Below are 22,269 nucleotides of genomic sequence, written 5' to 3' on the forward strand. Positions count from 1 at the left end.
ACCGTCCGGGACGCGAACCTTCTTTGTTTTCAACACGTTGGAGTCAGGTCAATGCGATTGGTTCTGTTGGGACCGCCCGGTTCGGGCAAGGGGACACAGGCGACGCGCCTGAAGGAAAAGCTGGGGATCGCCCACATTTCGACCGGTGACATGCTGCGCGCGGAAATCGCCGCCGGCACGGAGCTGGGCAAGCAGGCCAAGACGGTGATGGATGCCGGCAACCTGGTGTCGGACGACATCCTGCTGGGCATGCTGGAGTCGCGCCTGACCCAGGCTGATGTCGCCAAGGGCTTCATCCTCGATGGCTACCCGCGCAATGTGGCCCAGGCCAATGCGATGGATGGCCTGCTGGCCAAGATCGGCCAGCCGCTGGACGCGGTGGTGCAGCTGGATGTGCCCACCGAGCTGTTGGTGGACCGCATCGCCGGCCGCGCCAAGGAGCAGGGCCGCGCCGATGACAACCCGGAAGCGGTGCGCCAGCGCCTGCAGGTCTACAACGACCAGACCGCCCCGGTGGTCGATTTCTACGCCGGCCGTGGCACCCTGGCCCGCGTCGATGGCGTCGGTGAGCTGGACGAGATCGAAGCCCGCATCCTGGCAGCGATCAAGGCCTGATCCGGCGGGGCCGGCATGCGTCCGGTCCTTCGGGCGCAAAAAACACAGGCCTGGTCCGCGAGGATCAGGCCTGTGTCGTTTGATAGGCGCCAGCGAAGGGCTTGCTCAGGGCCCCGCAGCATGAGCTCCCTTGGGGATGGCCTCTTGGGGAGTAGGACCGGTTCGGGTACTGCGGCTGGCAGTTCGAATTGTGTCCGGGTTCACAGAACATCGCTATCGGGAATTCCCTGACAGCTGATTGGAGTTTTCTCACATCCCGTGTAGGGGTTGTCTTACCCGATAGCGGACATTGGCCCTATACAGCCGTCATCGGTCACAATCCTCGGTCATGAGCAGCGTACATATCCTTGCAATTGCCGGCACCTTCATGGGCGGCGTGGCCGCCCTGGCGCGGGAACTTGGGCATTCCGTCAGCGGCAGCGACCAGGCCATCTACCCGCCGATGTCGACCCAGCTCGAACAGCTGGGCATCACACTGGACCAGGGCTACCGTGCCGACAGCGTGCCGGCCGGTACCGACGAGGTGGTGATCGGCAACGCGCTGTCGCGCGGCAATGCCGCCGTGGAAGCCGTGCTCGATGCCGGCCAGCGCTATATCTCCGGCGCGCAGTGGCTGTCCGAGCAGGTGCTGCCGGGCCGCGACACGCTTGCCGTGGCCGGTACCCACGGCAAGACCACCACCACCACCATCCTCACCTGGCTGCTGGAAAGTGCAGGGCGCTCGCCGGGCTTCCTGATCGGCGGTGTCGCCGAGGATTTCGGTGTCTCCGCCCGCCTGGGCCAGGGGCGCGAGTTCGTGGTCGAAGCTGATGAGTACGACACGGCCTTCTTCGACAAGCGCAGCAAGTTCGTGCACTACCGGCCGCTGGTGGCCATCCTCAACAACCTTGAGTACGACCACGCCGACATCTTCCCGGACGTGGCCGCGATCCAGCGCCAGTTCCACCATCTGGTGCGTACCGTACCCGCACGTGGGCGGCTGATCGTCAACGGCGAGGATCAGTACCTTGCCGAAGTGCTGGCGATGGGCTGCTGGACCCCGGTCGAGCGCTTTGGATTCGATCCGTCGCTGGAATGGCATGCCGAGCTGCTGGCCGCTGATGGCAGCGCCTTCCGCGTGCACCATCGTGGGCAGGCGCTGGGTGATGTGCAGTGGTCGCTGCTGGGCCGCCACAACGTGCTCAATGGATTGGCCGCGCTGGCCGCCGCGCATGCAGTGGGCGTGGCACCTGCCCAGGTTATTCCGGCGCTGGCACGCTTCCGCAGCGTCAAGCGCCGCATGGAAGTGATCGGCAGCCATGACGGCATCACCGTCTACGACGATTTCGCCCACCATCCGACTGCGATCGCCACCACGCTGGAGGGCCTGCGTTCCAAGGTGGGTGATGCGCGCATCGTGGTCGCGATGGAGCCGCGCAGCAACTCGATGCGGCTGGGCGCACATGCGCAGGCGCTGGCTCCCTCGCTGGCGCTGGCCGATGAAGTGGTGTTCCTGCATCGCCCGGAACTGGCCTGGGATGCTGCGGCGGTGATCGCCGCGGTGCGTGGCGAAGCCCACGCGGTGCCCGATACCGACGCATTGCTGGCGCAGCTGCAGGCCAGCGCGCGCAGCGGCGACCACGTGGTATTCATGTCCAACGGTGGCTTCGACGGTGCCCCGCGCCGCTTCCTCGCCGCGCTGCAGGCCCGATGAGCGGCGACGGCTCGCTGCCGCTGTTCCCGCTGCACACCGCGCTGGTACCGGGTGCAGCGGTAGGCCTGCGCGTGTTCGAGCGGCGCTATCTGGACCTGGTCCGCGACAGCGGCCGCAGTGGTGAGGGATTTGGCGTCTGCCTGATCCTCGAGGGCGAGGAGGTCGGCGCACCGGCGACACCGGCCGCCTTTGGCGTGCAGGTACGCATCGAAGACTTCGATGTCGGCGCCGACGGCGTGCTGCAGCTGCGCCTGCGCGGTACCCGTCGCTTCCATGTCGAGCGCACCCGCGTGCGCGACAACGGCCTGGTGGTGGCTGACGTGCGCTGGTGCGAGGAAGACCCCGATGACGAACTGCGGCCGCAGCATGCACTGCTGGCCACGGTGCTGGGGCACATCATCGAGCAGGCCGGCGAGGCCTATGCGCCGGCCAATCCGGCGCTGCTGGACCAGGCCAGCTGGGTCGGCTGGCGGCTGGCCGAGCTGCTGCCGCTGAGCGAGCAGCAGCGCCTTCAGCTGCTGCAGATGGACGATCCGCACCAGCGGTTGCAGCAGCTGCTGGGCTGGATGCCGTAGAAGCCATCCATGTAGGGCGTGGATCTGCTGTAGAGCCGAGCCCATGCTCGGCTTGATGGATCCCGCGAAGAGCAGCCGAGCATGGGCTCGGCTCTACACTGGGTGATCGCGACCGGTACCGGTCAGGGCGTGGTGGTCTTCAACCGCAGCACCGGCAACCCGGTTTCGCTGTGCACGTCCTCGCGCTGCGGCAGGTCCTGCACGGCGTCCTTTACGGCATTCAATGCCGGGTCGACGCCACGCAGCGGGTGCCACATGCCGATCCACTCGAAATGGCGTTCGTAGCGCAGGGTCTGTGCACTGCCCAGCCACAGCGGCGTGTTGCCCGGCTGCAACTGCGCAGGGGCCGGCCACAGGCGCAGTACGTAGCGCTCATCACGGTGTGTACCCGGGCGTACCATCAACAGCGCTTCCACGCGGGTTTCCAGCGTCGCCGGCAGTACCGGCAGTTCATCGGCGCCGGTGTTCTTGTCCAGCATCAGCAGCGCCTGCTGCCAGCCAGCCTGCTCCTGCCGCTTCCAGCCGCGCGCTTCCAGTTGCGCCTGCAGCGGTGCCAGCGGACCGGCCACCTGTACGTCCAGCGGCCAGCGCTGGTCGTCATCGAACTCGTTGCGGCGCGCCGGCAGTGTCGCCCAGTCGTGCTGCCACCAGGCCTGCGTGTCCATTGCCTGCGGGGCCGGCAAGGTCGGCTCGAAGCGTTCCAGCTTCACCGGGATGTTGCGCGGTGCGTACCACATCGCGGCGACGGCGAAGACGCCGTAGAACAGCCATGCCACCGGCTTCACCCAGAACGAGCGGTTGAAGCGGCGGCGGTAGGCGATGCCCAGCACCAGCAGCCAGAAGGTGCCGAACAGCATGCCGCCGATCACATCGCTCAGCCAATGCGCGCCCAGGTACAGGCGCGAGAAACCGATCAGGCTGACCACGATGCCCGACACCAGGTACGGCCAGACGCGGGTACGGCCGGGCATCTCGCGGGCGATCAGCACCGCGAAGAAGCCGAAGGTGATGGTGGCCATCGTCACCGACACCGACGGGAAGCCGAAGCCGCTGCTGGCGTCGACCGGGCGCACAACATCGACGGTAGCGCCGAGCAGCATGGTCAGCGCCAGGCCGAAGGCCAGCGCGGCCAGCCAGTGCGCGGCCGCCATCCAGCGCCGGCGCCAGACCAGGTAGCCCATCGCCGCCGCAGTGGCCGGCAGCAGCACCTGCCAGGCGCCCAGCGACGCCAGCGCGGCCATCGGGTAATCGGCCAGCGGGTTGCGCAGGGCCAGCATTGCCTGGTGTACCAGCAGGTCGATCGCCAGTGGCTCGCCATGCGCGACCACCACGGTCAGCAGCGCGAACCAGCCCCAGCCCAGCACCAGCAGCATCAGCGCCAGCATCGCCAGCGGCACCGACTCGCGCCGCTTCGGATCCAGCACGCCGACGGTGTAGCGGCCCAGCGTCGGATGGCGGTTGGACCAGTCGAGCAGGCGTGCCAGCCAGTTGTCCATGCGCGCGGCCGACCAGCGGTAGCCGTACAGCACGAGGGCCCAGACCAGGCCAAGGATCACCGCCAGCAGGCCGACCACCACCACCAGCCGACCGGCTACTGCGGCCACCGCGTCATAGGCCTCGCCAAGAATCCAGCCGGGGGCCAGGAACAGCACCGCCCATGAAATGCTGGCGATACCACTGGCCTGTACATAGCGGCTGGCTGGCATCTTCATCATGCCCGCGATGGCCGGCACGAACGGCCGGATCGCGCCGACGTAGCGTGCCACCAGAATGCTCTTGAACGCGTTGCGGCGGAACAGGTTTTCGCCGCGGTCGAGCAGCTGCGGGTAACGGCTGAACGGCCACACGCCACGCAGGCGGTCGCCCCAGCGGCGCCCGATCCAGTAACTGATGCCATCGCCGGCGAATGCGCCCAGTGCGGCCGCCGCCACCGCGTAAGGTCCGGAGATCTGGCCCAGGCCGATGAACACGCCCACCGCAAATAGCAGCGGCAGCGCCGGCACGATGGCGCCGAGAATGATCACCGCATCGCAGAAGGCGATGAGGAAGATAACGGCACCCGCCAGCACGGGGTGAGCGGCAATCCACGCAAGCGTGGCGTCGATCCATGAAGAGTCCATTGCCCGATTATAGGGGCGTGAAGGTGACTGGTTCCCAGCCGCTTGGTGACCGTTTGCAACCGGCGCCATCGCCTAGAATGGGCCCATGCCGCATACGCCAGACACGCCACCACATGCTTTGAAGGCCGACAGCTTCGGTCGCATCCTCCGTGTGGAAGGGCCTGCCGGCCCCTTCGTACGCCGTGACCTGGGCGCCACGCCGCTGTGGTTGCGCCTGCCGGCCTGGTGGCTGGCCCGCCGCGAAGCGCGCGCGCTGCGCCATATCCATGGCATGGCCGACGTGCCGCAGCTGCTGGCGTGGAATGGGCATCATCTCGACCGCAGTTTCATGGCCGGCGACGCCATGTACCAGCGCCCACCGCGTGGCGACCTGGCCTGGTTCCGCGCCGCGCGTCGGCTGCTGCAGCAGCTGCATCGGCGCGGCGTGGCCCACAACGACCTGGCCAAGGAAGCCAACTGGCTGGTGACCGAAGACGGCCGCCCGGCATTGATCGACTTCCAGCTGGCAGTGATCGGCAACCCGCGCTCGCGCTGGATGCGCCTGCTGGCCCGCGAGGACCTGCGCCACCTGCTCAAGCACAAGCGCATGTACTGCCGTGGGTCGCTCACCCCAGTGGAAAAGCGCGTGCTCAAGCGCACCTCGTGGGTGCGCGAACTGTGGTTCGCCACGGGCAAGCCGGTCTACCGCTTCGTTACCCGTCGCATCCTGCATTGGGAAGACAACGAGGGGCAGGGGCCCAAGCCGTGAGTCCACTGCAGGTAGTGACCGGCCCACCGAGTGCGGGCAGCGTCCTGCGCCCACAGCTGGCCGGTGCCGACTTCGTGCACGCCTGCCAGGCAACAACCCATCGTGATGGGCGCTCGGCCTTGCAGGCCTATCGCGATATGGCCGCGACCATTCCCGGCTGGTTCGATGGGCTGATGGCGCTGCGCAATCGCGGCATGCGCCTGCTCGGCATGAAGCACCTGGGCTCGTTGCGCGCGGTGCAGGATGTTGCGGATCCTCAACCCGGGCAGCGACTGGGCATCTTCACCCTGCAGTCGCTCAGTGACGATGCCATCGTGCTGGAAGACGACGACCGCCACCTGCGTGTGCAGCTGGCCCTGCAGTGGCAGGGCGACGTACTGGAAGTGGCGACCGTGGTGCATACGCACAACGCGTTCGGGCGCGTATACATGCTGCCGGTTGCGCCGGTGCATCAGCTGATCGTGCCGCATCTGCTGAGGAAGCAGGCGCAGGCGTACCGGTAGATCCACGCGATGCGTGGATGCGCCCGCTGACGGCCTTGATGTAGTGCCGGCGACCTTACGGCGTTGCCGGCACTACCTGCTGGCCGATGAAGTTGCGCTTGGCGTCGAAGTCGTAGGCGATCTGCAGCTGGCCTACATCCGGGCAGGCGTGGCAGTCACGCAGCGGCGTGCGGTACAGCAGGCGGATGCCGCCGTTCTCCAGCGGCGTGGCCCCGCCCGACTGCGCCGGTGCGAACGGCGTGGCCTGCGGGTGGTCCTTCAGCAGGGCCTGCACGGCGGGGTCGGCACGCAGGGTGTCGTCCAGCTGCACGGCATCCACATCGATGCGCTTGCCGGTGGCGTCGACCAGGCGGGTGCCCTCGTTGGTGTTGGCGCGGAACGGATACTCGACCGTGGCAATGCCCAGGCCTTCGTTCTCGTGCCAGGCCGTCACGTAGGCCAGCTCGCCGCCGGTGGACAACTGTTCGGCGGCAGCAATGGCATCGGCGCTTGCGCCACCAGCGCGCATCGCATCGCGCAGGCACTCACGCGTGGCTGCATTCCCGCCCTGGCGGCAGGCGTTGAGGTCGCCATCCCACACCACTGCCTCGCTCCAGCGCAGCTTGCCGTCTGCGGCGGCTTTCTCCGCGCTGGGCGTGTCACCGGCCGACGGTTCCTTGCCGGGTTCCGGCGAACGGCCCTGGCAGGCGGTCAGCAGGGCAAGCCCCAGGGCAGGCAGCAACAGGCGGGAACGGCGCATGGCGTGGACCTCGTGCGTTGACTGGAGGCGCCAGTATCGTCAAGGCCGGGTGAACTCCACGTCGGCGCGGCATACTAGCGGCTCATTGCATACGCTGGAGTGTGGAACGTGGGCAGTCTGCAGGGCAAAACGCTTTTCATCACGGGTGCCTCGCGTGGCATCGGCCTGGCCATCGCACTGCGCGCTGCGCGTGACGGGGCGAACGTGGCCATTGCGGCCAAGTCGGCGGTGCCGAACCCGAAGCTGCCAGGTACCATCCACAGCGCGGCCGAGGCCGTTACCGCCGCCGGTGGCCAAGGGCTGGCGCTGAAGTGCGATATCCGCGAGGAAGAGCAGGTGCAGGCCGCGGTTGCGGCCACGGTCGACACCTTTGGGGGCATCGACATCCTGATCAACAACGCCAGCGCGATCTGGCTGCGTGGCACGCTGGATACGCCGATGAAACGCTTCGACCTGATGCAGCAGGTCAATTCGCGTGGCAGCTTCCTGTGTGCGCAGGCCTGCCTGCCGTACCTGCTGCAGGCGCCGAACCCGCACATCCTGACCCTGGCACCGCCGCCGAGCCTGGAACCGAAGTGGTGGGGCGCGCATACCGGCTACACGCTGGCGAAGATGGGGATGAGCTTCGTCACGCTCGGCCTGGCCGCGGAATTCGGCCCGCAGGGTGTGGCGGTGAACGCGCTGTGGCCGCGCACGGTGATCGCCACCGATGCGATCAACATGATCCCTGGCGTGGATGCGGCCGGCTGCCGCACGCCGCAGATCATGGCTGATGCCGCGCATGCGGTGCTGGTGCGCGAAGCGGCGGGCTTCCATGGCCAGTTCCTGATCGACGATGACGTGCTGGCGCAGGCGGGTATCACCGATCTTTCGGGCTACGCAGTGGATCCATCGCGTCCGTTGCTGCCGGATCTGTTCCTGGATTGATCGCGCGTCGCCGGAAGAGGCCGAGGGCTGCGACCTTCGGCCTGCTGCGCTAGAATGCGCGGCTGTAATCGTTTTCAACAGGGATGTGAGCACATGTCACGCACTCTTTCGGTCGCGGCGCTGGTCGCTTCGCTGTCGTTGATCCTCGTCGCCTGCGGTGGCAAGGCACCCGCCGCTGCGGGCGGCGCCGCTGCCTCCGGCACGCCGGACGCCAGCGCGGCGCCGTCCGACCCGCAGCAGCAGTTGACCGCCAAGCTCAACGCCTACATCGGCTGCTTCAACGCGCTTGATTCGAAGACCCACGGCAGCATCGAGTCCTATACGCGCTGGATCAAGGATGTCGCCGCCGGCCCGACCGGTCGCGAGACACAGGTGTACGGTCCGTTCGAGATCAGCGATTACGACATGAAGCAGTGCGATGCCCCCGTGACCGAGGCGATGGCTGCCAAGCCAGTGCTGGCCGAACTCGATGCTGCTGCTGGCCACTACCAGCAGGCGCTGAAGGCACTGGTGCCGATCAGCAAGGACGCGCACGACTACTACGATCGCCAGGACTACGAAGACGACCAGTTCGCCAAGGGCAAGCAGCTGCACGCGCCCCTGATGGTCGCCTTCAAGGATTTCGTGGCTGCCAGCGAAACGTTCAATGCCGAGCTGGAGCGCCAGAACGACACCGCCCAGCGCGAGCAGCTCAAGGCACTGGAGCAGGCCGAGGGTCGCACGCGCGAGTACTACCGCCTGGCGATGATGCTGGAAGCCAAGGCCATCATGGATCTGATGAGCGAGGATGATTTCGATCAGGCCAAGGCCCGCGAGCGTCTGGATGCGTTCAACCGCATTTCCGACGAAGCGCATGCGAAGGTGGCTGACCAGGAGCCGGGCAAGCTGGACTGGAACAGCTTCGAGCGCGAAGCCGAGAACTTCCGTCGGGAAGGCAAGGAGCGGCTGCACCGGGTCAGCAGCAAGACGCCCTACAGCGATTTCGAACGGCGTATGCTGGATTCGCCCTCGATGGCGCCGCGCGGCTCTGCCAGCAAGCTGATGCAGGAATACAACTCGCTGGTTTTCCAGAGCAACCGCCAGTAATCGCAGCGTCCGTCGTGTCATTTGTGTCGCAATCGAACAGGTCGATTGCGACGCATCGCATCGCACACTTCCGAACGGCAGGGCCTTTGCGAGGCCGCCGATGCGGGTGCTTGCGTCATGCGCGAGGATATCTACCGCCTCTTTCTGCAAGGAATCGATTTGAACGCTTCTGTACGCCTGCTTCCCCTTCTTCTGCTCGGCACGCTGGTCGGTACGGCCGGTTGCGACAAAGTGCCGGGGCCGGCGGCGGCCGATCCCGGCCTGGAGAAGGTCAACGCCTACATCGAGTGCTACAACGGCGTTGAACAACCCATCCACGAAGGCTTCCAGACCTACACCGGCTGGATGAAGGATCCCGAAGCCGGTCCGACCGGCAAGGAAACGCAGCCGCGCTCACCGGGCAAGGTGCTGTCGCACCGCGTGGAGTACTGCGGCCAGGCGCTGACCGATGCGCTGGCAAAGAACCCGTCTACCGCGCTGGATGCACCGGCGCGTGACTACCAGCAGGCCTTCCAGTCGCTGTACGCGCTGATCGAACGCGCCGACGGCTACTTCACCCGTGAGGACTATCGCCGCGATGGTGGTGAAGGCCTGCGCAGCCAGCACGCGCCGTTGATGCAGGCCTATGCCGGGTTCTTCAAGGCCAGCGAGGCACTGGATGCGGCACTGGAGAAGAACGAGAACGATCGTCGCGCGGCACAGCTGAAGCAGATCGAGGAGAGCGAAGGCCGTTCGCTGGCCTACTACCATCTGCGCCTGCTGGGCGATGGCAAGCAGCTGGCCATGGCCTTCCAGGGCGACGCACCGGATCTGGCGGCGTTGCGCGTACAGCTGGCCGATTACCAGGCGCTGGTGACGGAAATCCAGAACTCCGGGGTGGGCAAGGACGACCCGATGTGGGGCCACGTGCAGCGTTCAGCGGACAAGCTGGTACGCACCGCCGGGCGCGGCGTGGAGCGTCTGCAGCAGGGCAAGCCGATCACCGCCGAAGGGCTGGCTGCCGAGCGCAAGGCCTCCGGCAGCTGGGACACCTCGGCGCCGGAAGGTGCGCAATCCACTCTGCTGGACGCCTACAACGATCTGGTCTCCACCAGCAACCGCCTGCGATGAGCAGCGCGCGCATCCATGCATAAGCGCCAAGGGTAGTGCCGGCCGCTGGCCGGCATGCGCCTCAATGGTTGAACGGATCCGGTAGCTGACCGCCGCACTTGCGGCAATACCGTGCATCCGGCTCGTGGCCTTCCAGCCCACACTCCGGGCAGCCACGCGCATCGCGGCGCGCGGCCTGCTCGGCTTCACGCATGGTGCTGGCCAGTTCGGCGGTGTAGATGCCGGTGGGCACGGCGATGATGCTGTAGCCGATCAGGATCAGCACCGAGGTGACGAAGCGGCCGAGCACGGTCTGCGGCACGATATCGCCGAAGCCGACCGTGGCCATGGTCACCACCGCCCAGTACATGCTGGCCGGGATGTTGGTGAAACCGTGGTCGGGGCCCTCGATCACGTACATCAGCGCACCGGCGATGATGGTGATGGTGATCACCGTGAACAGGAACACCAGCACCTTGCGCCGGCTGCGCCACAGCGACGTCATCAGGACGCCGCTTTCCTCGATGTAGCGGGTCAGCTTCAGGATGCGGAACACGCGCAGGATGCGCAGCGCACGCACCACCAGCAGGCTCTGCGCGCCCGGGATGAACATCGACAGATAGGCAGGCAGGATCGACAGCAGGTCGATGATGCCCCAGATGCTCACCGCGTAACGCAGCGGGCGCTTGACCACCGCCAGGCGCAGCAGGTACTCGGCGGTGAAGATGATGGTGAAGCCCCATTCCAGGATGTACAGGCCGGTGGACCACTCGGCATGCAGGTGCTGCACGCTGTCGATCATCACTACCAGGATGCTGGCGACGATCGCCACCACCAGGATCAGGTCGAAGTTGCGCGAGGGCCGCGAGTCATGGCGGTAGATGATGTCGAACCACCGACGGCGCCAGCCGGTCTCGGTGGCGGGGTTGAGCTGGGGGGCGGAAAACGGTCGCATGGGCGCATTGTGCCGCAGGGGTTCCGGCGCGAGAATGGGCGTTCCTGAACCCTGCCGACTGCCATGACCGCCGCGACCGATCCGCTGATCTCCCTTTCGCACTATTACCTGCCGGTCTACAAGCCCCGCCAGGTGGTACTGGAGCGAGGCCAGGGCGCCCGCGTATGGGACAGCCAGGGCCGTGAGTTCATCGACCTGGCTGCCGGCATCGCCGTGTGCGGCCTGGGCCACAACGATCCGGACCTGGTGGCCGCGCTGGTCGAGCAGGCCGGCAAGCTCTGGCACACCAGCAACGTGTTCTACAGCGCACCGCCGCTGCACCTGGCCGAGGAACTGGTGAAGGCCAGTCGCTTCGCCGAGCGGGTGTTCCTGTGCAACTCCGGCGCCGAAGCCAACGAAGTGGCGATCAAGATGGTCCGCAAGTGGGCCTCCAGCCAGGGCCGCCCGGCCGACAAGCGCGTCATCATCACCTTCCGTGGCAGCTTCCACGGCCGCACGATGGGCGCGGTGACCGCTACCGCCCAGCCGAAGTACCAGGAAGGCTACGAGCCGCTGCCTGGCGGCTTCCGCTACATCGATTTCAACGATGAGGTGCAGCTGGAAACCGCGATGGCCGCCGGCGACGTGGCGGCGGTGATGCTGGAGCCGATCCAGGGCGAGGGCGGCGTGATGCCGGCCAAGTCCGGTTTCCTCAAGCGCGTGCGTGAACTGTGCGACCAGCACAACGCACTGCTGGTGCTGGACGAGATCCAGGCCGGCATGGGCCGTACCGGCACGCTGTTCGCGCACTGGCAGGATGATGTGGTGCCGGACATGGTCACCCTGGCCAAGGCACTCGGTGGCGGCTTCCCGATCGGCGCGATGCTGGCCGGCCCGAAGGTGGCCGAGACCATGCAGTTCGGCGCGCACGGCACCACCTTCGGCGGCAACCCGCTGGCTGCTGCGGTGGCCCGCGTGGCGCTGCGCAAGCTGGCCTCGGCAGAGATCGCCGCCAATGTCAGCCGCCAGTCGAAGGCACTGCGCGATGGCTTTGCCCGCATCAATGACGAGTTCGGTGTGTTCAGCCAAGTGCGCGGCCGCGGCCTGATGCTGGGCGCGGTGCTGGGCAAGGACTTTGCCGGCCAGGCCGGGGCGATCCTCGACCATGCCGCCGAGCACGGCCTGCTGACCCTGCAGGCCGGCCCGGACGTGTTGCGCTTCGTGCCGTCGCTGAACATCACCGACGAAGAAGTGGCCGAAGGCCTCAAGCGCCTGCGCGCAGCGATTGCTGCGTTCATCGCCGCGCGCTGAGGCCCCGGCGCTGGGGTCGGATCCCTCTCCTGCGGAGAGGGCTCTGACCCCGATCAGCCCACCGCGTAACGCTTCAACACCTTGCCCAATCCACGGCCATCGCGCACGGTTTCCGCGTGCAGGCCGGCGGCGCGTGCGCCGCGCACATTGGCGAACAGGTCATCGACGAACAGCGTGCGCGAAGGCGCCACGCCGAGGGCCTCAAGCGTGCGCAGGAAGACCTCCGGTGCGGGTTTGCGCAGGCCGAAATCGGCGCTGCAGAACACGCGTCCCTGCAGCGCAGGGAACAGTTCCGGCAGCAGGATGGGCAGCGCCTGCACCATCAGCGCGCCATTGTTGGTCAGTACCGCCAGTGGCAGCTGCAGGACCTGCAGCCGCTGCAGCACCGCGTGCTGCGGATGGCTGGCCGCCTGGCGTGCGGCGATCCAGCTGGGTACATCGACGGTCCTGCCCAGGCACTCCCCCAGCCGCGCCAGATAGGCCGGACCCTGCAGCGTGCCGTTGTCATGCGCCGCTTCCAGTCCGCTGTCGAACAGCGCCGCCTGCACTGCGGCAGGGGTAACATCCAGTACCTGCGCCAGGTGCAGCACGCGCTGCGCGCGCTGGTACTGCACCAGCACGCCATCCACATCCAGCAGCAACAGGTCGATCCGCATCGGTCGAGCATGCCATTGCAGTGAGTGCGCGAGGAACCCTGGAGTGGGCATGCGACAGACGGTCGCAGACGCGGCCGCAGGGGCCTGCCTAGAATGGCGCTTGAATCCGCAGGAGAGGCAACGATGAAGGCTTGGTGGGTGGCAGTGGGACTGGGCGCGCTGATGCTGGCGCCGTCGGCGATGGCGCGGGTGTGTGCAGTGAACATCGACAGCACCGACCAGATGAGCTTCAGCACTCGCGAGATCAAGCTTGCCGCCGACTGCACTGCCGTGGACCTGACCCTGCGCCACACCGGCAAGCTGGCCGCTACCGCGATGGGCCATAACTGGGTGCTGACCCGCACTGCCGATTACCAGCCGGTGGCACTGGCAGGCATGCGCATGACACTGGCCGACAGCTACCTGCCGAAGGCTGACAAGCGCGTGCTGGCGCACACCAAAGTAATTGGTGGTGGCGAGATCACGCGCGTGCGCTTTTCCACCCAAGGCCTGCAGAAGGGCGGCGACTACACCTTCTTCTGCTCGTTCCCCGGCCACTTCGCGATGATGAAGGGCAAGTTCGTCTTCGGTTGAAAAAAGGGGACGGAGGGGATTGAGTCGTTTGTGCATAAACGACTCAATCCCCTCCGTCCCCTTTTTGTGCCAACCAAGGTTGGCACCTACCAGAGGGTGTCTCAGCCCTTGGCGGCCTTGAATGCTACGCGTGCGGCGGCGAGGGTGGCCTCGATCACGGCATCGTCGTGCGCGCTGGACAGGAAACCGGCCTCGTACGCCGACGGCGCCAGGAACACGCCCTGCTCCAGCATCGCGTGGAAGAAGCGGTTGAACGCTGGGATGTCACAGGCGGTGGCCTGCGCATAGGTCTCCACCTTCTCATCGGTGAAGAACAGCCCGAACATCGCGCCCACGCGGGTGGTGGTCACCGCCACGCCGGCTTCGGCGGCGGCCGCTTCCAGGCCGGCGCACAGGCGTGCGGTGCGCTCGGCCAGGTCGGCGTGGAAGCCCGGCTGCTGGATCAGCTCCAGCATCGCCAGGCCAGCGGCCATCGCCACCGGGTTGCCGCTCAGCGTGCCGGCCTGGTAGATCGGGCCGGCCGGGGCGATCTGCTGCATGAGCTCGCGGCGACCGCCGTAGGCGCCCACCGGCATGCCGCCGCCGATGATCTTGCCGAAGGTGGTCAGGTCCGGGGTGATGCCGTAGTGCCCCTGCGCACCGCCGAGGGCAACGCGGAAGCCGGTCATCACTTCGTCGAAGATCAGCAGCGCGCCGTGTTTCGTGCACAGTTCGCGCAGGTGCTGCAGGTAGCCCTCGCGCGGCGGGATGCAGTTGGCGTTGCCGACCACCGGTTCGATGATCAGGCCGGCGATGTCATCGCCCTGCTGCTCGAACAGCGCAGTGGCCGCTTCGAAGTCGTTGTAGGGCAGGGTCAGGGTCAGTTCGCTCAGCCCGGCCGGGACGCCCGGCGAGGTCGGCACGCCCAGGGTCAACATGCCGCTGCCGGCCTTGACCAGGAACGAGTCGCCGTGGCCGTGGTAGCAGCCTTCGAACTTGACGATGCGGTTGCGGCCGGTGGCGCCACGCGCCAGCCGGATCGCCGACAGGGTGGCCTCGGTGCCGGAGTTGACCATGCGCACCATCTCGCACGACGGCACCAGGCGGGTGATGGTCTCGGCCATGGTGACTTCGGCCGCGCATGGCGCGCCGAACGACAGGCCGTTGTCGATCGCCTTCTTCACCGCCTGGCGTACCGCCGGATGGTTGTGGCCGACGATCATCGGGCCCCAGGAGCCGACGTAGTCGATGTAGCGGTTGCCATCGACGTCGTACAGGTAGGCACCGTCGGCGCGTTCAACGAAGAACGGCTCGCCGCCGACCGACTTGAACGCGCGCACCGGCGAATTGACGCCGCCCGGCAACAGCTGCTGGGCGCGGGAGAACAGGGCGTGGGACTGGTCGTGGTTCATGGGGCTTTCCTGGGCATTACGCGAACTGGGCGAGGTAGGCGCGCTGGGTCGCGACCGGGTCTTCGGCGGCGAACACGCTGCTGACCACGGCGACCAGATCGGCGCCGGCGTCGATGATGGGACCGACATTGTCCGGCGTCAGGCCACCGATCGCCACCCGCGGCACGCCCAGTGCGGCGCTTTGCCGCAGCAGGTCGGTATGGGCGCGGCTGGTGGTGATCTTGGTGGTGGTCGGGAAGTACGCGCCGAAGGCCACGTAGCTGGCGCCGGCGGCCACGGCCCTCTCGGCATTGGCCAGCTGGTCATAGCAGGAGGCGCCGATGATGGCCTCGGGGCCGAGCAGGGCGCGCGCGCTGGGGATGTCGCCGTCGGTGCCGCCCAGGTGCACGCCCGCCGCGCCCACGGCCTTGGCCAGCGCCGGGTCGTCGTTGACGATCAGCGGTACGCCGTGGTCTGCGCACAGTGCCTGCAGCGCGGTGGCCTGCTCCCGCCGCAGCGCGTCGCTTGCGGTCTTGTTGCGGTACTGCAGCCAGGTGGCGCCCGCGGCCAGCAGCGGCGCGGTACGGGCCAGCAGGCGTGCGGTATCGGGCTCGTCCGGGGTGATCAGGTAGACGCCGCGGGGCGCCGGGGAAGCAGAAGTCATCGATGGCTACCGGTGAGTGGACCGCGATGGGACAATGGCGGCCCGTGAATCCAGTCCTGATTATCCGATGAGCGATGCCACCCCCACCACCTTGCGCACCTGGATGTGCGTGGTCTGCGGCTTCCTGTACAGCGAAGCAGAAGGCTTGCCGGAGGAAGGCATCGCGCCAGGGACGCGCTGGGAGGACATTCCCGAGACCTGGACCTGCCCGGATTGCGGGGTGACCAAGGCCGATTTCGAGATGGTCGAGGTCGATGGATGAAGGCAGGCGTGGACTGTCGGTCCACACACCGACTCCCTCAATGCAGCCGCGGCATCGGCCCGCCGAGGTCGATCAGCTTCTCGCGCAGCCACTGCGCGTCGCTGGCTTCCGGGTTGCGCTTCAGGTACTGGCCCAGATCGTGGCGGGCACCGGCCAGGTACTCCAGCTGCAGGTAGGCCAGGCCGCGGTCGCGCAGCGCATCGTCCTGCTCCGGGGCCAGCTTCAGCAGGCGGTCGGCACTGCGCGCGGCGCGGTCCCACTCGCCGGCTTCGGCATACACGCCGTGCAGGTTGCGCAGCATGCGCATCAGGATCGCGCGCGCGGGTGCCGGGTCGAGGATCTGCGCCAGCACCTGGTCGTCGGGCATCTGCCCGCCCAGGTGTGACTTGGCCCGCTCGCGCAGTTCGTCCACGTCCAGCGGCCGGCCGCCGTTGAACGGGTCCATCACCAGCACGCCGTCGTCCACCGGCAGTCGCACCAGGAAGTGGCCGGGGAAGGACACGCCATCGAGCGGAATACCCAGCCGGCGCGCGACTTCCATCTGCACCAGCGCCAGCGAGATCGGGTTGCCCAGGCGGCGCTCGAATACCTGGTTGAGGTAGCTGTTGCGCGGGTCGTAGTACTCGTCGTGGTCGCCGCTGTAGCCCAGCTCGTCGAACAGGTGGCGGTTGATCGCCGCCATCTTCAGCGGGCTGTTGTCGATGCTCTCCACTTCCGAGCGGAGGTGCTCGACATGGCTCTGGATCAGCGCGTCGTAGGTGGACGGCTGCAGATCGGGGTATTCATCGCGCGCGATCAGCAGCGCGGTCGGCAACAGTGGCAGCGCCTCGTCTTCGAGGTCGGCCAAGGCATCCCAGTCGGGGAGTGTGATCCGGTCCTGCATGGCCACAGACTGGCGTCATTCGCAGGCGGTTTCAAGCGGTGTCGCGTGAAAAATTCAGGGGTCAGATCCCTTTCGCTTGCGAAAGGGATCTGACCCCGGTCGGGTTGGATTGCCGGCCAGCGGCCGGCACTACCGTTATTTTTCGATGCCCGGACCGAATTTCAGCTCCGTGCCGTCCTTGAGCTGCAGCTTCTCGGCCTGGCCGGCGTTGAGTTCCAGCACATAACGCGCCGGGCCGCCGCTGGGATAGGGCGGGCACATGTCGCCGGCCGAGCACGGCGGTACGTCGCGCTGCTGGCTGACCAGCTTGCGCTGGCTGTCGAAGTAAAGGATGTCCAGCGCGATCTTGGTGTTCTTCATCCAGTACGCCTGCATTTCCTCGCGGTCGTGGATGAACAGCATGCCGTGGTCGGCCGCCATCTGGTCGCGGAACATCAGCCCGCGCGCGCGGGTTTCATCGTTGGTGGCCAGCTCGACCTGGTAGCGGGCGCCGTCCAGCTCGACCCAATGGCGGGCCGCGTCGGTGGCGCAGCCGGCCAGGGCCAGCAGCGGAAGCATCAGCAGCGAACGCAACAGCGACATTGTCAGGATCCTTGGGAAGGGTCAGAGCACGACCGGCGGCTCGCCACCGACGATCACCACATCGGCGCGACGGCGCGCGAACAGGCCGACGCAGACCACGCCCGGCAACTGGTTGAGCTCGCGCTCCAGCTTTTCCGGATCGGTGATCTGCAGGTTGTGGATGTCCAGGATCTGGTTGCCGTTGTCGGTGACCACGCCCTCGCGCCAGGTCGGCTGGCCGCCGGTCATGTCGCGGATCTGGCGGGCGACCAGGCTGCGCGCCATCGGGATCACTTCCACCGGCAGCGGGAACTTGCCCAGCACCGGCACCTGCTTGCTCGGGTCGACGATGCAGATGAAGCGCTCGCTGGCCTCGGCAATGATCTTCTCGCGGGTCAGTGCGGCGCCGCCGCCCTTGATCAGGCACTTGTTCGGGTCGCACTCGTCGGCGCCATCGACGTACAGCGACAGGTTGCCACTGTGGTTCAGCTCGATCACCTCGATGCCGTGCTGCTTCAGGCGTGCGGTGCTCTGCTCGGAGCTGGACACGGCGCCCTTGATGCGGTGCTGGATGCGGGCCAGGGCATCGATGAAATAGGCCACGGTGGAACCGGTGCCGACACCGACGATCATGCCGTCTTCGACGTACTCGATGGCTTTCTCGGCGGCCAGGCGCTTGGCTTCGGACATGGGAAGAACTCTCAGGCGGGGAATCAGGATTTCTTTTCCAGCGACAGCAGCAGCTTCCACTGCGCGGCGGTCACCGGGAACACCGACAGGCGATTGCCCTTGGCAACCAGCGGGAAGCCCTCGCCGAGCTCGTCAGCGTGCAGCTTGATCTCGTCCAGCGCGATCACCTGCTTGAGCTTGCGGTCGAAGGCCACGTCCACCAGCATCCAGCGCGGGTTTTCGCGCGTGCTCTTGGGGTCGTGGTAGTCGGATTTCGGGTCGAACTGGGTGTCGTCCGGGTAGGCTGGGCTGGCGACGGTGGCCAGGCCGACGATGCCGGGCACCTTGGTGTTGGAGTGGTAGAACAGGATGCCGTCGCCCACCTGCATGCCATCGCGCATGAAATTGCGCGCCTGGTAGTTGCGCACCCCGTTCCAGGGTTCGACCTTGACCTTTGCCAGGTCATCGATGGAGAAGGCGTCCGGTTCGGACTTCATCAGCCAGTAGCGCTTGCGGGCGGTCATGCGTTCACGGGGGCAGCGGAGGGGAACAGGGTGCCGTCTTCGGTGCAGATCGCATCCACCGGCACGTCCCACGACGCCACCGGCAAGGACTCGACCTGCTGCACCGCGAACGCAGCACCGACCAGCCAGGGCGGCGCCGGCCGGTCGTGGCGGAAGGCGAAGCTGCGATCATACCAGCCGCCCCCCATGCCCAGCCGGCGGCACTGTGCGTCGAAACCCACCAATGGGGTCACGACCAGCGCCATCCGTTCCGGTTCCAGGGTGTCTTCCACGGCCACGTCCGGCTCGGGGATGCCATAGCGGTTGCTGGTCAGCGGATGCCCGGGCCGCCATGGTGCGAAGCGCAGCACGTCGCCGGCCAGCACCGGCAGGCAGTAGGTGAGTCCTTCGGGCAGCTGCAGCTGCCAGCGGTGCAGGGCGATTTCGCCATCCAGCGCCCAGTAGCCGGCCACGGCGCCTTCGCGCGGGGCGAACGGCAGGGCGAGCAGGGCATCGGCAAGCGATTCGGCGGCGGCGATGCGCTTACCAGCGTTAAGGTCACGGCGGCGTTGCCGCAGGTCGTGGCGCAGGGCCTGGCGCGGGTCGGTCATGGCAGCGAGCGGCAAGGATCAGCCGTCATTGTGCCGGAAAGAACAAGGGCGACGCCCGAAGACGCCGCCCTTGCTGGAATATTGCATTCTCCGCAATGTCGATGCATGCGAAACGACCTTGAACCCGGGGGCTCAAGTGGGAACGCTGGAGAACCATCGGGCTTCCCGCTACAAGGCGGACCTGCACTCCCGGCGCTGTCGCGCTCCCGGTGTCGTTCTTAAGGGACAAGGCGAATGTTTGCACATGCCGTCGAGTACCGCAGAGAACGCGTGGCCATTATAGCCAGCACGCAGGATCTGGATAGGCCGTTCGTCGGCAACAGTCCGTGCCAATTCAGACAAGCAAAAAGGGGACGGAGGGAATTAAGGCGTTTCCAGCACGGAAGGGGCGAATGCGCCTTAATTCCCTCCGTCCCCTTTTTCTATGGGGTGCCGTCGATGGCGCGGTCCAGGCGCCGGTTCAGGTCGGCCAGCGTCTGCTGCAGCGCCACGGCCTGGCGGGCGTTCTCGTCGCGCAGCAGCTGCAGTTCGTGGGCCAGGTTCAGCGCGGCCAGCACGGCGACGCGGTCGACGGCGGCCATGCGGTTGCTGCCGCGGATCTCGCGCATGCGCGCATCGAGCAGGCGCGCAGCAGCCATCAGGCTGTCGCGTTCGTCGCCGCCAACGCCCACGGTGTATTCACGATCGAGGATGCGGACACTGACCGGTTCGGCGCTCATGTGTGCTGCTCCAGGGATTTGAGCCGGCTGATCATCGCTTCCACCCGCGAGCGCGCCTGTTCGTTCTTGGCCAGCAGCGTCGAGCGCTCGGCCACCAGCTGTTCCTGCTGGTGGCGCAGGCTGCGGTTCTCCTCGGCCAGGCGCTGGTTGCGTTCAAGCAACGCGTCCACGCGGGCGGCAAAGTCCTGCAGCTGGGCAAGGGGATCGGCGGGTTCCATGCGGGCACGATAGGCAAGCCGGGTGAGGGCGGTCAAGCGCTGTCGCAGCAAGGCCGGACGGCCACGAGAGGATGACGCAGGGTTGCTACACTACAGGGTCTCACGGGCGCGCGCGTGCGCACCCCGGGTTTCCTTATTCCGAACGAGCCGCACGATGACCGAACTTCCCTCCGTCGACGACGTTACCCGCGCCAGCCAGGCGCTGGGCCTGGGCGCTACCGCTGCCGAGCTGCACGGAGCGCTGTGCGGCTGGCTGGCCGCCGGCGGCGCCCCCGGCAACGATTGGCCGGCGCGCGTGCTGGCCGACGACACCCTGCCACCGGTGGCCGCCGACAGCGTGCTGGGGCAGCTGCTGCAGGCCACCATCAAGCAGCTGGAAGACCGCGACTTCGCCTTCGAACTGCTGCTCGCCGACAGCGACGACGTGTCCGCGCAGGCCGATGCCATGTTCAGCTGGACCCGCTCGTTCCTGGGCGGCTTCGGCCTGGGCAGCGGCGGCCGCCGCCCGGCCCTGTCCGAAGAGGGCGAAGAAGCGCTGACCGACATGGCCAGCCTGGCGCGTGCGTCCAGTGAGGATTTCGAGGCCGGCGGCGATGACGACGACGAAGCCCTGTCGGAGATCGAGGAATTCATCCGCGTGGCGGTGCTGCTGCTGCACGGCGACGTGGTGCTGGCCGCGCGCCATCGGCAGCGCCTGAACTGATGGATATCAAGCAGCGCACCGGCATCGCGGCCGGCGAATACAAGCGTCGCCGCCGCCAGCTGATGGACATGGCTGGCGAGGATGCGATCCTGGTACTGCCGGCCGCAGCCGAGAAGGTGCGCAGCCTCGATACCCATTATCCGTTCCGCCAGGATTCGGATTTCCAGTACCTGACCGGCTTCCCGGAACCGGAAGCGGTGCTGGTGCTGATTCCGGGCCGCCGCCATGGCGAGGCCATCCTGTTCTGCCGCGAGCGCGATGCCGAGCGCGAGGCATGGGACGGCAGCCGCGCCGGCCAGGAAGGCGCGGTAGCGCAGTACGGCATGGACGATGCCTACCCGATCGATGATCTGGACGACATCCTGCCGGGCCTGTTGGAAGGGCGCTCGCGCGTCTACTACCACTTCGGCCGCGACGCCGACTTCGATCTGAAGCTGATCGGCTGGGTCAACCGCGTGCGTTCGCAGGTACGCCACGGTGCGCAGCCGCCACATGAGTTCCTGGAGCTGGGCCACCTGCTGCACGAGCAGCGCCTGTTCAAATCCGGCGCCGAAGTGGCACTGATGCACCACGCCGCACAGATCAGCGTGCGTGCGCATCTGGCGGCGATGAAGGCCGCCAGGGCCGGCATCCACGAGTACGAGCTGCAGGCCGAGCTGGAACGCGTGTTCCGCGCCAGCGATGCGGTGCCTGCGTATTGCAGCATCGTCGGTGCCGGCCGCAACGGCTGCATCCTGCATTACCGCGACAACAACGCGCGGTCGCGCGATGGCGAGTTGGTGCTGATCGATGCAGGTGCCGAGTACCGCGGCTACGCCAGCGACATCACCCGCACCTTCCCGGTGAACGGCCGCTTCAGTGCCGAGCAGCGCGCGCTGCACGACCTGGTCGGTGAAGCGCAGGCGGCGGCGCTGGCCCAGGCCAAGCCGGGCGTGCCCTACGAGGCCGGCCATCTGGCCGCAGTGCAGACCTTGACCGAGGGCCTGCTGCGGCTGGGCCTGCTGAAGGGCACGCTGGAAAAGAATCTGTCCGAAGGCCTGTACCAGCGCTTCTACCGGCACAAGACCGGCCACTGGATCGGATTGGACGTGCACGATGTAGGCGATTACCGCCTCGCCGGTGATTCACGCCTTCTGGAGCCTGGCATGGCGTTCACCATCGAGCCGGGGCTGTACATCGGCGTGGACGACACGACGGTGGAACCGCGTTGGCGCGGTATCGGCATCCGCACTGAAGACGATGTGCTGATCACCGATGACGGTCATCGCGTGCTGACCGAAGGCCTGGCGCGCAGCGCCGATGAGATCGAAGCGGTGATGGCGGGGTAGGGTGTTTTTCTGCAGGGCTTGCGGCCCTGCACCCGCTGCAAGCCGAAGCAACGGCAACGGCCGAAGCAAGAGCGGCATTGCGTGGGATGGCGGGGCGGTGTGGGTGGTCAGGACACGCCGTAAACCCCGCTCCGCGGTCCGGCCCAGCCGCTGGCGGCTGGGCGTTCGGGCGCTTGCGAAGCAGTGCTTCGCAAGCAAAGCGCCCTCAC

26 protein-coding genes and 1 other RNA gene are annotated in these 22,269 nt (G+C 67.1%); 13 read left to right on the forward strand and 14 right to left on the reverse strand.

What is annotated here, in order from left to right:
- Positions 1-51: 51 nt before the first annotated feature.
- The 3 genes from ACM0PB_RS06290 (at position 52) to ACM0PB_RS06300 (ending at position 2,883) form a co-directional block, all read left to right on the forward strand.
- Entirely contained in the window at positions 52-615 is a 564-nt protein-coding gene (locus tag ACM0PB_RS06290; RefSeq protein ID WP_005419045.1) for an adenylate kinase, read from the forward strand.
- A 328-nt stretch (positions 616-943) separates the two neighbouring features.
- Entirely contained in the window at positions 944-2,308 is a 1,365-nt protein-coding gene (gene mpl, locus ACM0PB_RS06295; RefSeq protein ID WP_005419043.1) for a UDP-N-acetylmuramate:L-alanyl-gamma-D-glutamyl-meso-diaminopimelate ligase, read from the forward strand.
- Entirely contained in the window at positions 2,305-2,883 is a 579-nt protein-coding gene (locus ACM0PB_RS06300; protein ID WP_005419042.1) for an LON peptidase substrate-binding domain-containing protein, read from the forward strand. Before mpl ends, ACM0PB_RS06300 begins: the two co-directional genes overlap by 4 nt.
- A 122-nt stretch (positions 2,884-3,005) precedes the next feature.
- Here ACM0PB_RS06300 and ACM0PB_RS06305 read toward each other — a convergent pair whose 3' ends face one another.
- Positions 3,006-5,003, reverse strand: a complete 1,998-nt coding sequence (locus tag ACM0PB_RS06305; RefSeq protein WP_065178360.1) for a bifunctional DedA family/phosphatase PAP2 family protein — start codon at positions 5,001-5,003, stop codon at positions 3,006-3,008.
- Between the two features lie 85 nt (positions 5,004-5,088).
- On the opposite strand from ACM0PB_RS06305, the gene ACM0PB_RS06310 reads away from it, so the two are divergent.
- Together ACM0PB_RS06310 and ACM0PB_RS06315 are read left to right on the forward strand one after the other, a co-directional pair.
- Entirely contained in the window at positions 5,089-5,751 is a 663-nt protein-coding gene (locus ACM0PB_RS06310) for a serine/threonine-protein kinase (protein WP_065178361.1), read from the forward strand.
- On the forward strand, positions 5,748-6,254 hold the full coding sequence (locus tag ACM0PB_RS06315) for a DUF2867 domain-containing protein (RefSeq protein ID WP_065178362.1): 507 nt from the start codon (positions 5,748-5,750) through the stop codon (positions 6,252-6,254). Before ACM0PB_RS06310 ends, ACM0PB_RS06315 begins: the two co-directional genes overlap by 4 nt.
- A 55-nt stretch (positions 6,255-6,309) precedes the next feature.
- On the opposite strand, the gene ACM0PB_RS06320 is transcribed toward ACM0PB_RS06315, so the two are convergent.
- Entirely contained in the window at positions 6,310-6,993 is a 684-nt protein-coding gene (locus tag ACM0PB_RS06320; RefSeq protein WP_065178363.1) for a hypothetical protein, read from the reverse strand.
- Positions 6,994-7,101: 108 nt separating this feature from the next.
- Here ACM0PB_RS06320 and ACM0PB_RS06325 point away from each other — a divergent pair, with 108 nt between their 5' ends.
- The 3 genes from ACM0PB_RS06325 to ACM0PB_RS06335 all read left to right on the forward strand — a co-directional run bounded on the left by ACM0PB_RS06325 (position 7,102) and on the right by ACM0PB_RS06335 (position 10,116).
- Positions 7,102-7,920 carry an SDR family oxidoreductase gene (locus ACM0PB_RS06325; RefSeq protein WP_065178370.1) on the forward strand — a complete coding sequence of 273 codons (819 nt, stop codon included), beginning with the start codon at positions 7,102-7,104 and terminating at the stop codon, positions 7,918-7,920.
- Positions 7,921-8,013: 93 nt separating this feature from the next.
- The gene (locus tag ACM0PB_RS06330; RefSeq protein WP_414604758.1) at positions 8,014-9,006 is read left to right on the forward strand and encodes a YiiG family protein; all 993 of its coding nucleotides are present in this window, start codon (positions 8,014-8,016) and stop codon (positions 9,004-9,006) included.
- Positions 9,007-9,165: 159 nt separating this feature from the next.
- A complete protein-coding gene (locus ACM0PB_RS06335) occupies positions 9,166-10,116 on the forward strand; it encodes a YiiG family protein (RefSeq protein ID WP_065185337.1) in 951 nt (316 codons plus the stop codon).
- Positions 10,117-10,177: 61 nt separating this feature from the next.
- On the opposite strand, the gene ACM0PB_RS06340 is transcribed toward ACM0PB_RS06335, so the two are convergent.
- The gene (locus ACM0PB_RS06340; RefSeq protein WP_065178365.1) at positions 10,178-11,050 is read right to left on the reverse strand and encodes an ion transporter; all 873 of its coding nucleotides are present in this window, start codon (positions 11,048-11,050) and stop codon (positions 10,178-10,180) included.
- 63 nt (positions 11,051-11,113) lie between these two features.
- Here ACM0PB_RS06340 and ACM0PB_RS06345 point away from each other — a divergent pair, with 63 nt between their 5' ends.
- Positions 11,114-12,340, forward strand: coding sequence for an acetylornithine transaminase (locus ACM0PB_RS06345; RefSeq protein ID WP_171955737.1), 1,227 nt, complete (start codon positions 11,114-11,116; stop codon positions 12,338-12,340).
- Positions 12,341-12,393: 53 nt separating this feature from the next.
- Here ACM0PB_RS06345 and ACM0PB_RS06350 read toward each other — a convergent pair whose 3' ends face one another.
- Positions 12,394-12,996 (reverse strand): HAD-IA family hydrolase, encoded by a 603-nt coding sequence (locus ACM0PB_RS06350; protein ID WP_005419017.1) that lies wholly within the window; start codon positions 12,994-12,996, stop codon positions 12,394-12,396.
- A 123-nt stretch (positions 12,997-13,119) separates the two neighbouring features.
- Here ACM0PB_RS06350 and azu point away from each other — a divergent pair, with 123 nt between their 5' ends.
- On the forward strand, positions 13,120-13,569 hold the full coding sequence (azu, locus tag ACM0PB_RS06355; protein ID WP_139727611.1) for an azurin: 450 nt from the start codon (positions 13,120-13,122) through the stop codon (positions 13,567-13,569).
- Between the two features lie 101 nt (positions 13,570-13,670).
- On the opposite strand, the gene hemL is transcribed toward azu, so the two are convergent.
- Both hemL and thiE read right to left on the reverse strand, forming a co-directional pair.
- Positions 13,671-14,960 carry a glutamate-1-semialdehyde 2,1-aminomutase gene (hemL, locus tag ACM0PB_RS06360; protein WP_065178366.1) on the reverse strand — a complete coding sequence of 430 codons (1,290 nt, stop codon included), beginning with the start codon at positions 14,958-14,960 and terminating at the stop codon, positions 13,671-13,673.
- A 16-nt stretch (positions 14,961-14,976) separates the two neighbouring features.
- Positions 14,977-15,603, reverse strand: coding sequence for a thiamine phosphate synthase (gene thiE / locus ACM0PB_RS06365; RefSeq protein WP_164229907.1), 627 nt, complete (start codon positions 15,601-15,603; stop codon positions 14,977-14,979).
- 34 nt (positions 15,604-15,637) lie between these two features.
- On the opposite strand from thiE, the gene ACM0PB_RS06370 reads away from it, so the two are divergent.
- Positions 15,638-15,865 (forward strand): rubredoxin, encoded by a 228-nt coding sequence (locus ACM0PB_RS06370; protein WP_080375060.1) that lies wholly within the window; start codon positions 15,638-15,640, stop codon positions 15,863-15,865.
- Between the two features lie 37 nt (positions 15,866-15,902).
- Here ACM0PB_RS06370 and ACM0PB_RS06375 read toward each other — a convergent pair whose 3' ends face one another.
- From ACM0PB_RS06375 to ACM0PB_RS06410, 8 genes are all read right to left on the reverse strand, one after another.
- A complete protein-coding gene (locus ACM0PB_RS06375; RefSeq protein ID WP_005419007.1) occupies positions 15,903-16,748 on the reverse strand; it encodes a SirB1 family protein in 846 nt (281 codons plus the stop codon).
- 135 nt (positions 16,749-16,883) lie between these two features.
- On the reverse strand, positions 16,884-17,330 hold the full coding sequence (locus tag ACM0PB_RS06380) for a DUF192 domain-containing protein (protein WP_005419005.1): 447 nt from the start codon (positions 17,328-17,330) through the stop codon (positions 16,884-16,886).
- A gap of 21 nt (positions 17,331-17,351) precedes the next feature.
- The gene (rpiA, locus tag ACM0PB_RS06385) at positions 17,352-17,999 is read right to left on the reverse strand and encodes a ribose-5-phosphate isomerase RpiA (protein ID WP_005419003.1); all 648 of its coding nucleotides are present in this window, start codon (positions 17,997-17,999) and stop codon (positions 17,352-17,354) included.
- A gap of 23 nt (positions 18,000-18,022) precedes the next feature.
- Complete coding sequence (locus tag ACM0PB_RS06390; protein ID WP_005419001.1) at positions 18,023-18,502, reverse strand: EVE domain-containing protein; 480 nt, start codon at positions 18,500-18,502, stop codon at positions 18,023-18,025.
- Positions 18,499-19,092 carry a 5-formyltetrahydrofolate cyclo-ligase gene (locus ACM0PB_RS06395; RefSeq protein ID WP_065185333.1) on the reverse strand — a complete coding sequence of 198 codons (594 nt, stop codon included), beginning with the start codon at positions 19,090-19,092 and terminating at the stop codon, positions 18,499-18,501. The genes ACM0PB_RS06390 and ACM0PB_RS06395 overlap by 4 nt, the downstream gene beginning before the upstream one ends.
- A gap of 83 nt (positions 19,093-19,175) precedes the next feature.
- Positions 19,176-19,361, reverse strand: a non-coding RNA gene (gene ssrS / locus ACM0PB_RS06400) — 6S RNA.
- A 153-nt stretch (positions 19,362-19,514) separates the two neighbouring features.
- Complete coding sequence (locus ACM0PB_RS06405; RefSeq protein ID WP_005410899.1) at positions 19,515-19,811, reverse strand: cell division protein ZapA; 297 nt, start codon at positions 19,809-19,811, stop codon at positions 19,515-19,517.
- On the reverse strand, positions 19,808-20,029 hold the full coding sequence (locus ACM0PB_RS06410) for a TIGR02449 family protein (protein WP_005418996.1): 222 nt from the start codon (positions 20,027-20,029) through the stop codon (positions 19,808-19,810). The genes ACM0PB_RS06405 and ACM0PB_RS06410 overlap by 4 nt, the downstream gene beginning before the upstream one ends.
- Positions 20,030-20,183: 154 nt before the next feature.
- Here ACM0PB_RS06410 and ACM0PB_RS06415 point away from each other — a divergent pair, with 154 nt between their 5' ends.
- Together ACM0PB_RS06415 and ACM0PB_RS06420 are read left to right on the forward strand one after the other, a co-directional pair.
- The gene (locus ACM0PB_RS06415) at positions 20,184-20,732 is read left to right on the forward strand and encodes a UPF0149 family protein (RefSeq protein WP_005418994.1); all 549 of its coding nucleotides are present in this window, start codon (positions 20,184-20,186) and stop codon (positions 20,730-20,732) included.
- A gap of 5 nt (positions 20,733-20,737) precedes the next feature.
- On the forward strand, positions 20,738-22,060 hold the full coding sequence (locus ACM0PB_RS06420) for an aminopeptidase P N-terminal domain-containing protein (protein WP_088123875.1): 1,323 nt from the start codon (positions 20,738-20,740) through the stop codon (positions 22,058-22,060).
- The last annotated feature ends 209 nt before the right edge of the window (positions 22,061-22,269 follow it).

This window comes from Stenotrophomonas sp. AR029 (assembly GCF_047520695.2).
GTDB lineage: Bacteria > Pseudomonadota > Gammaproteobacteria > Xanthomonadales > Xanthomonadaceae > Stenotrophomonas > Stenotrophomonas sepilia.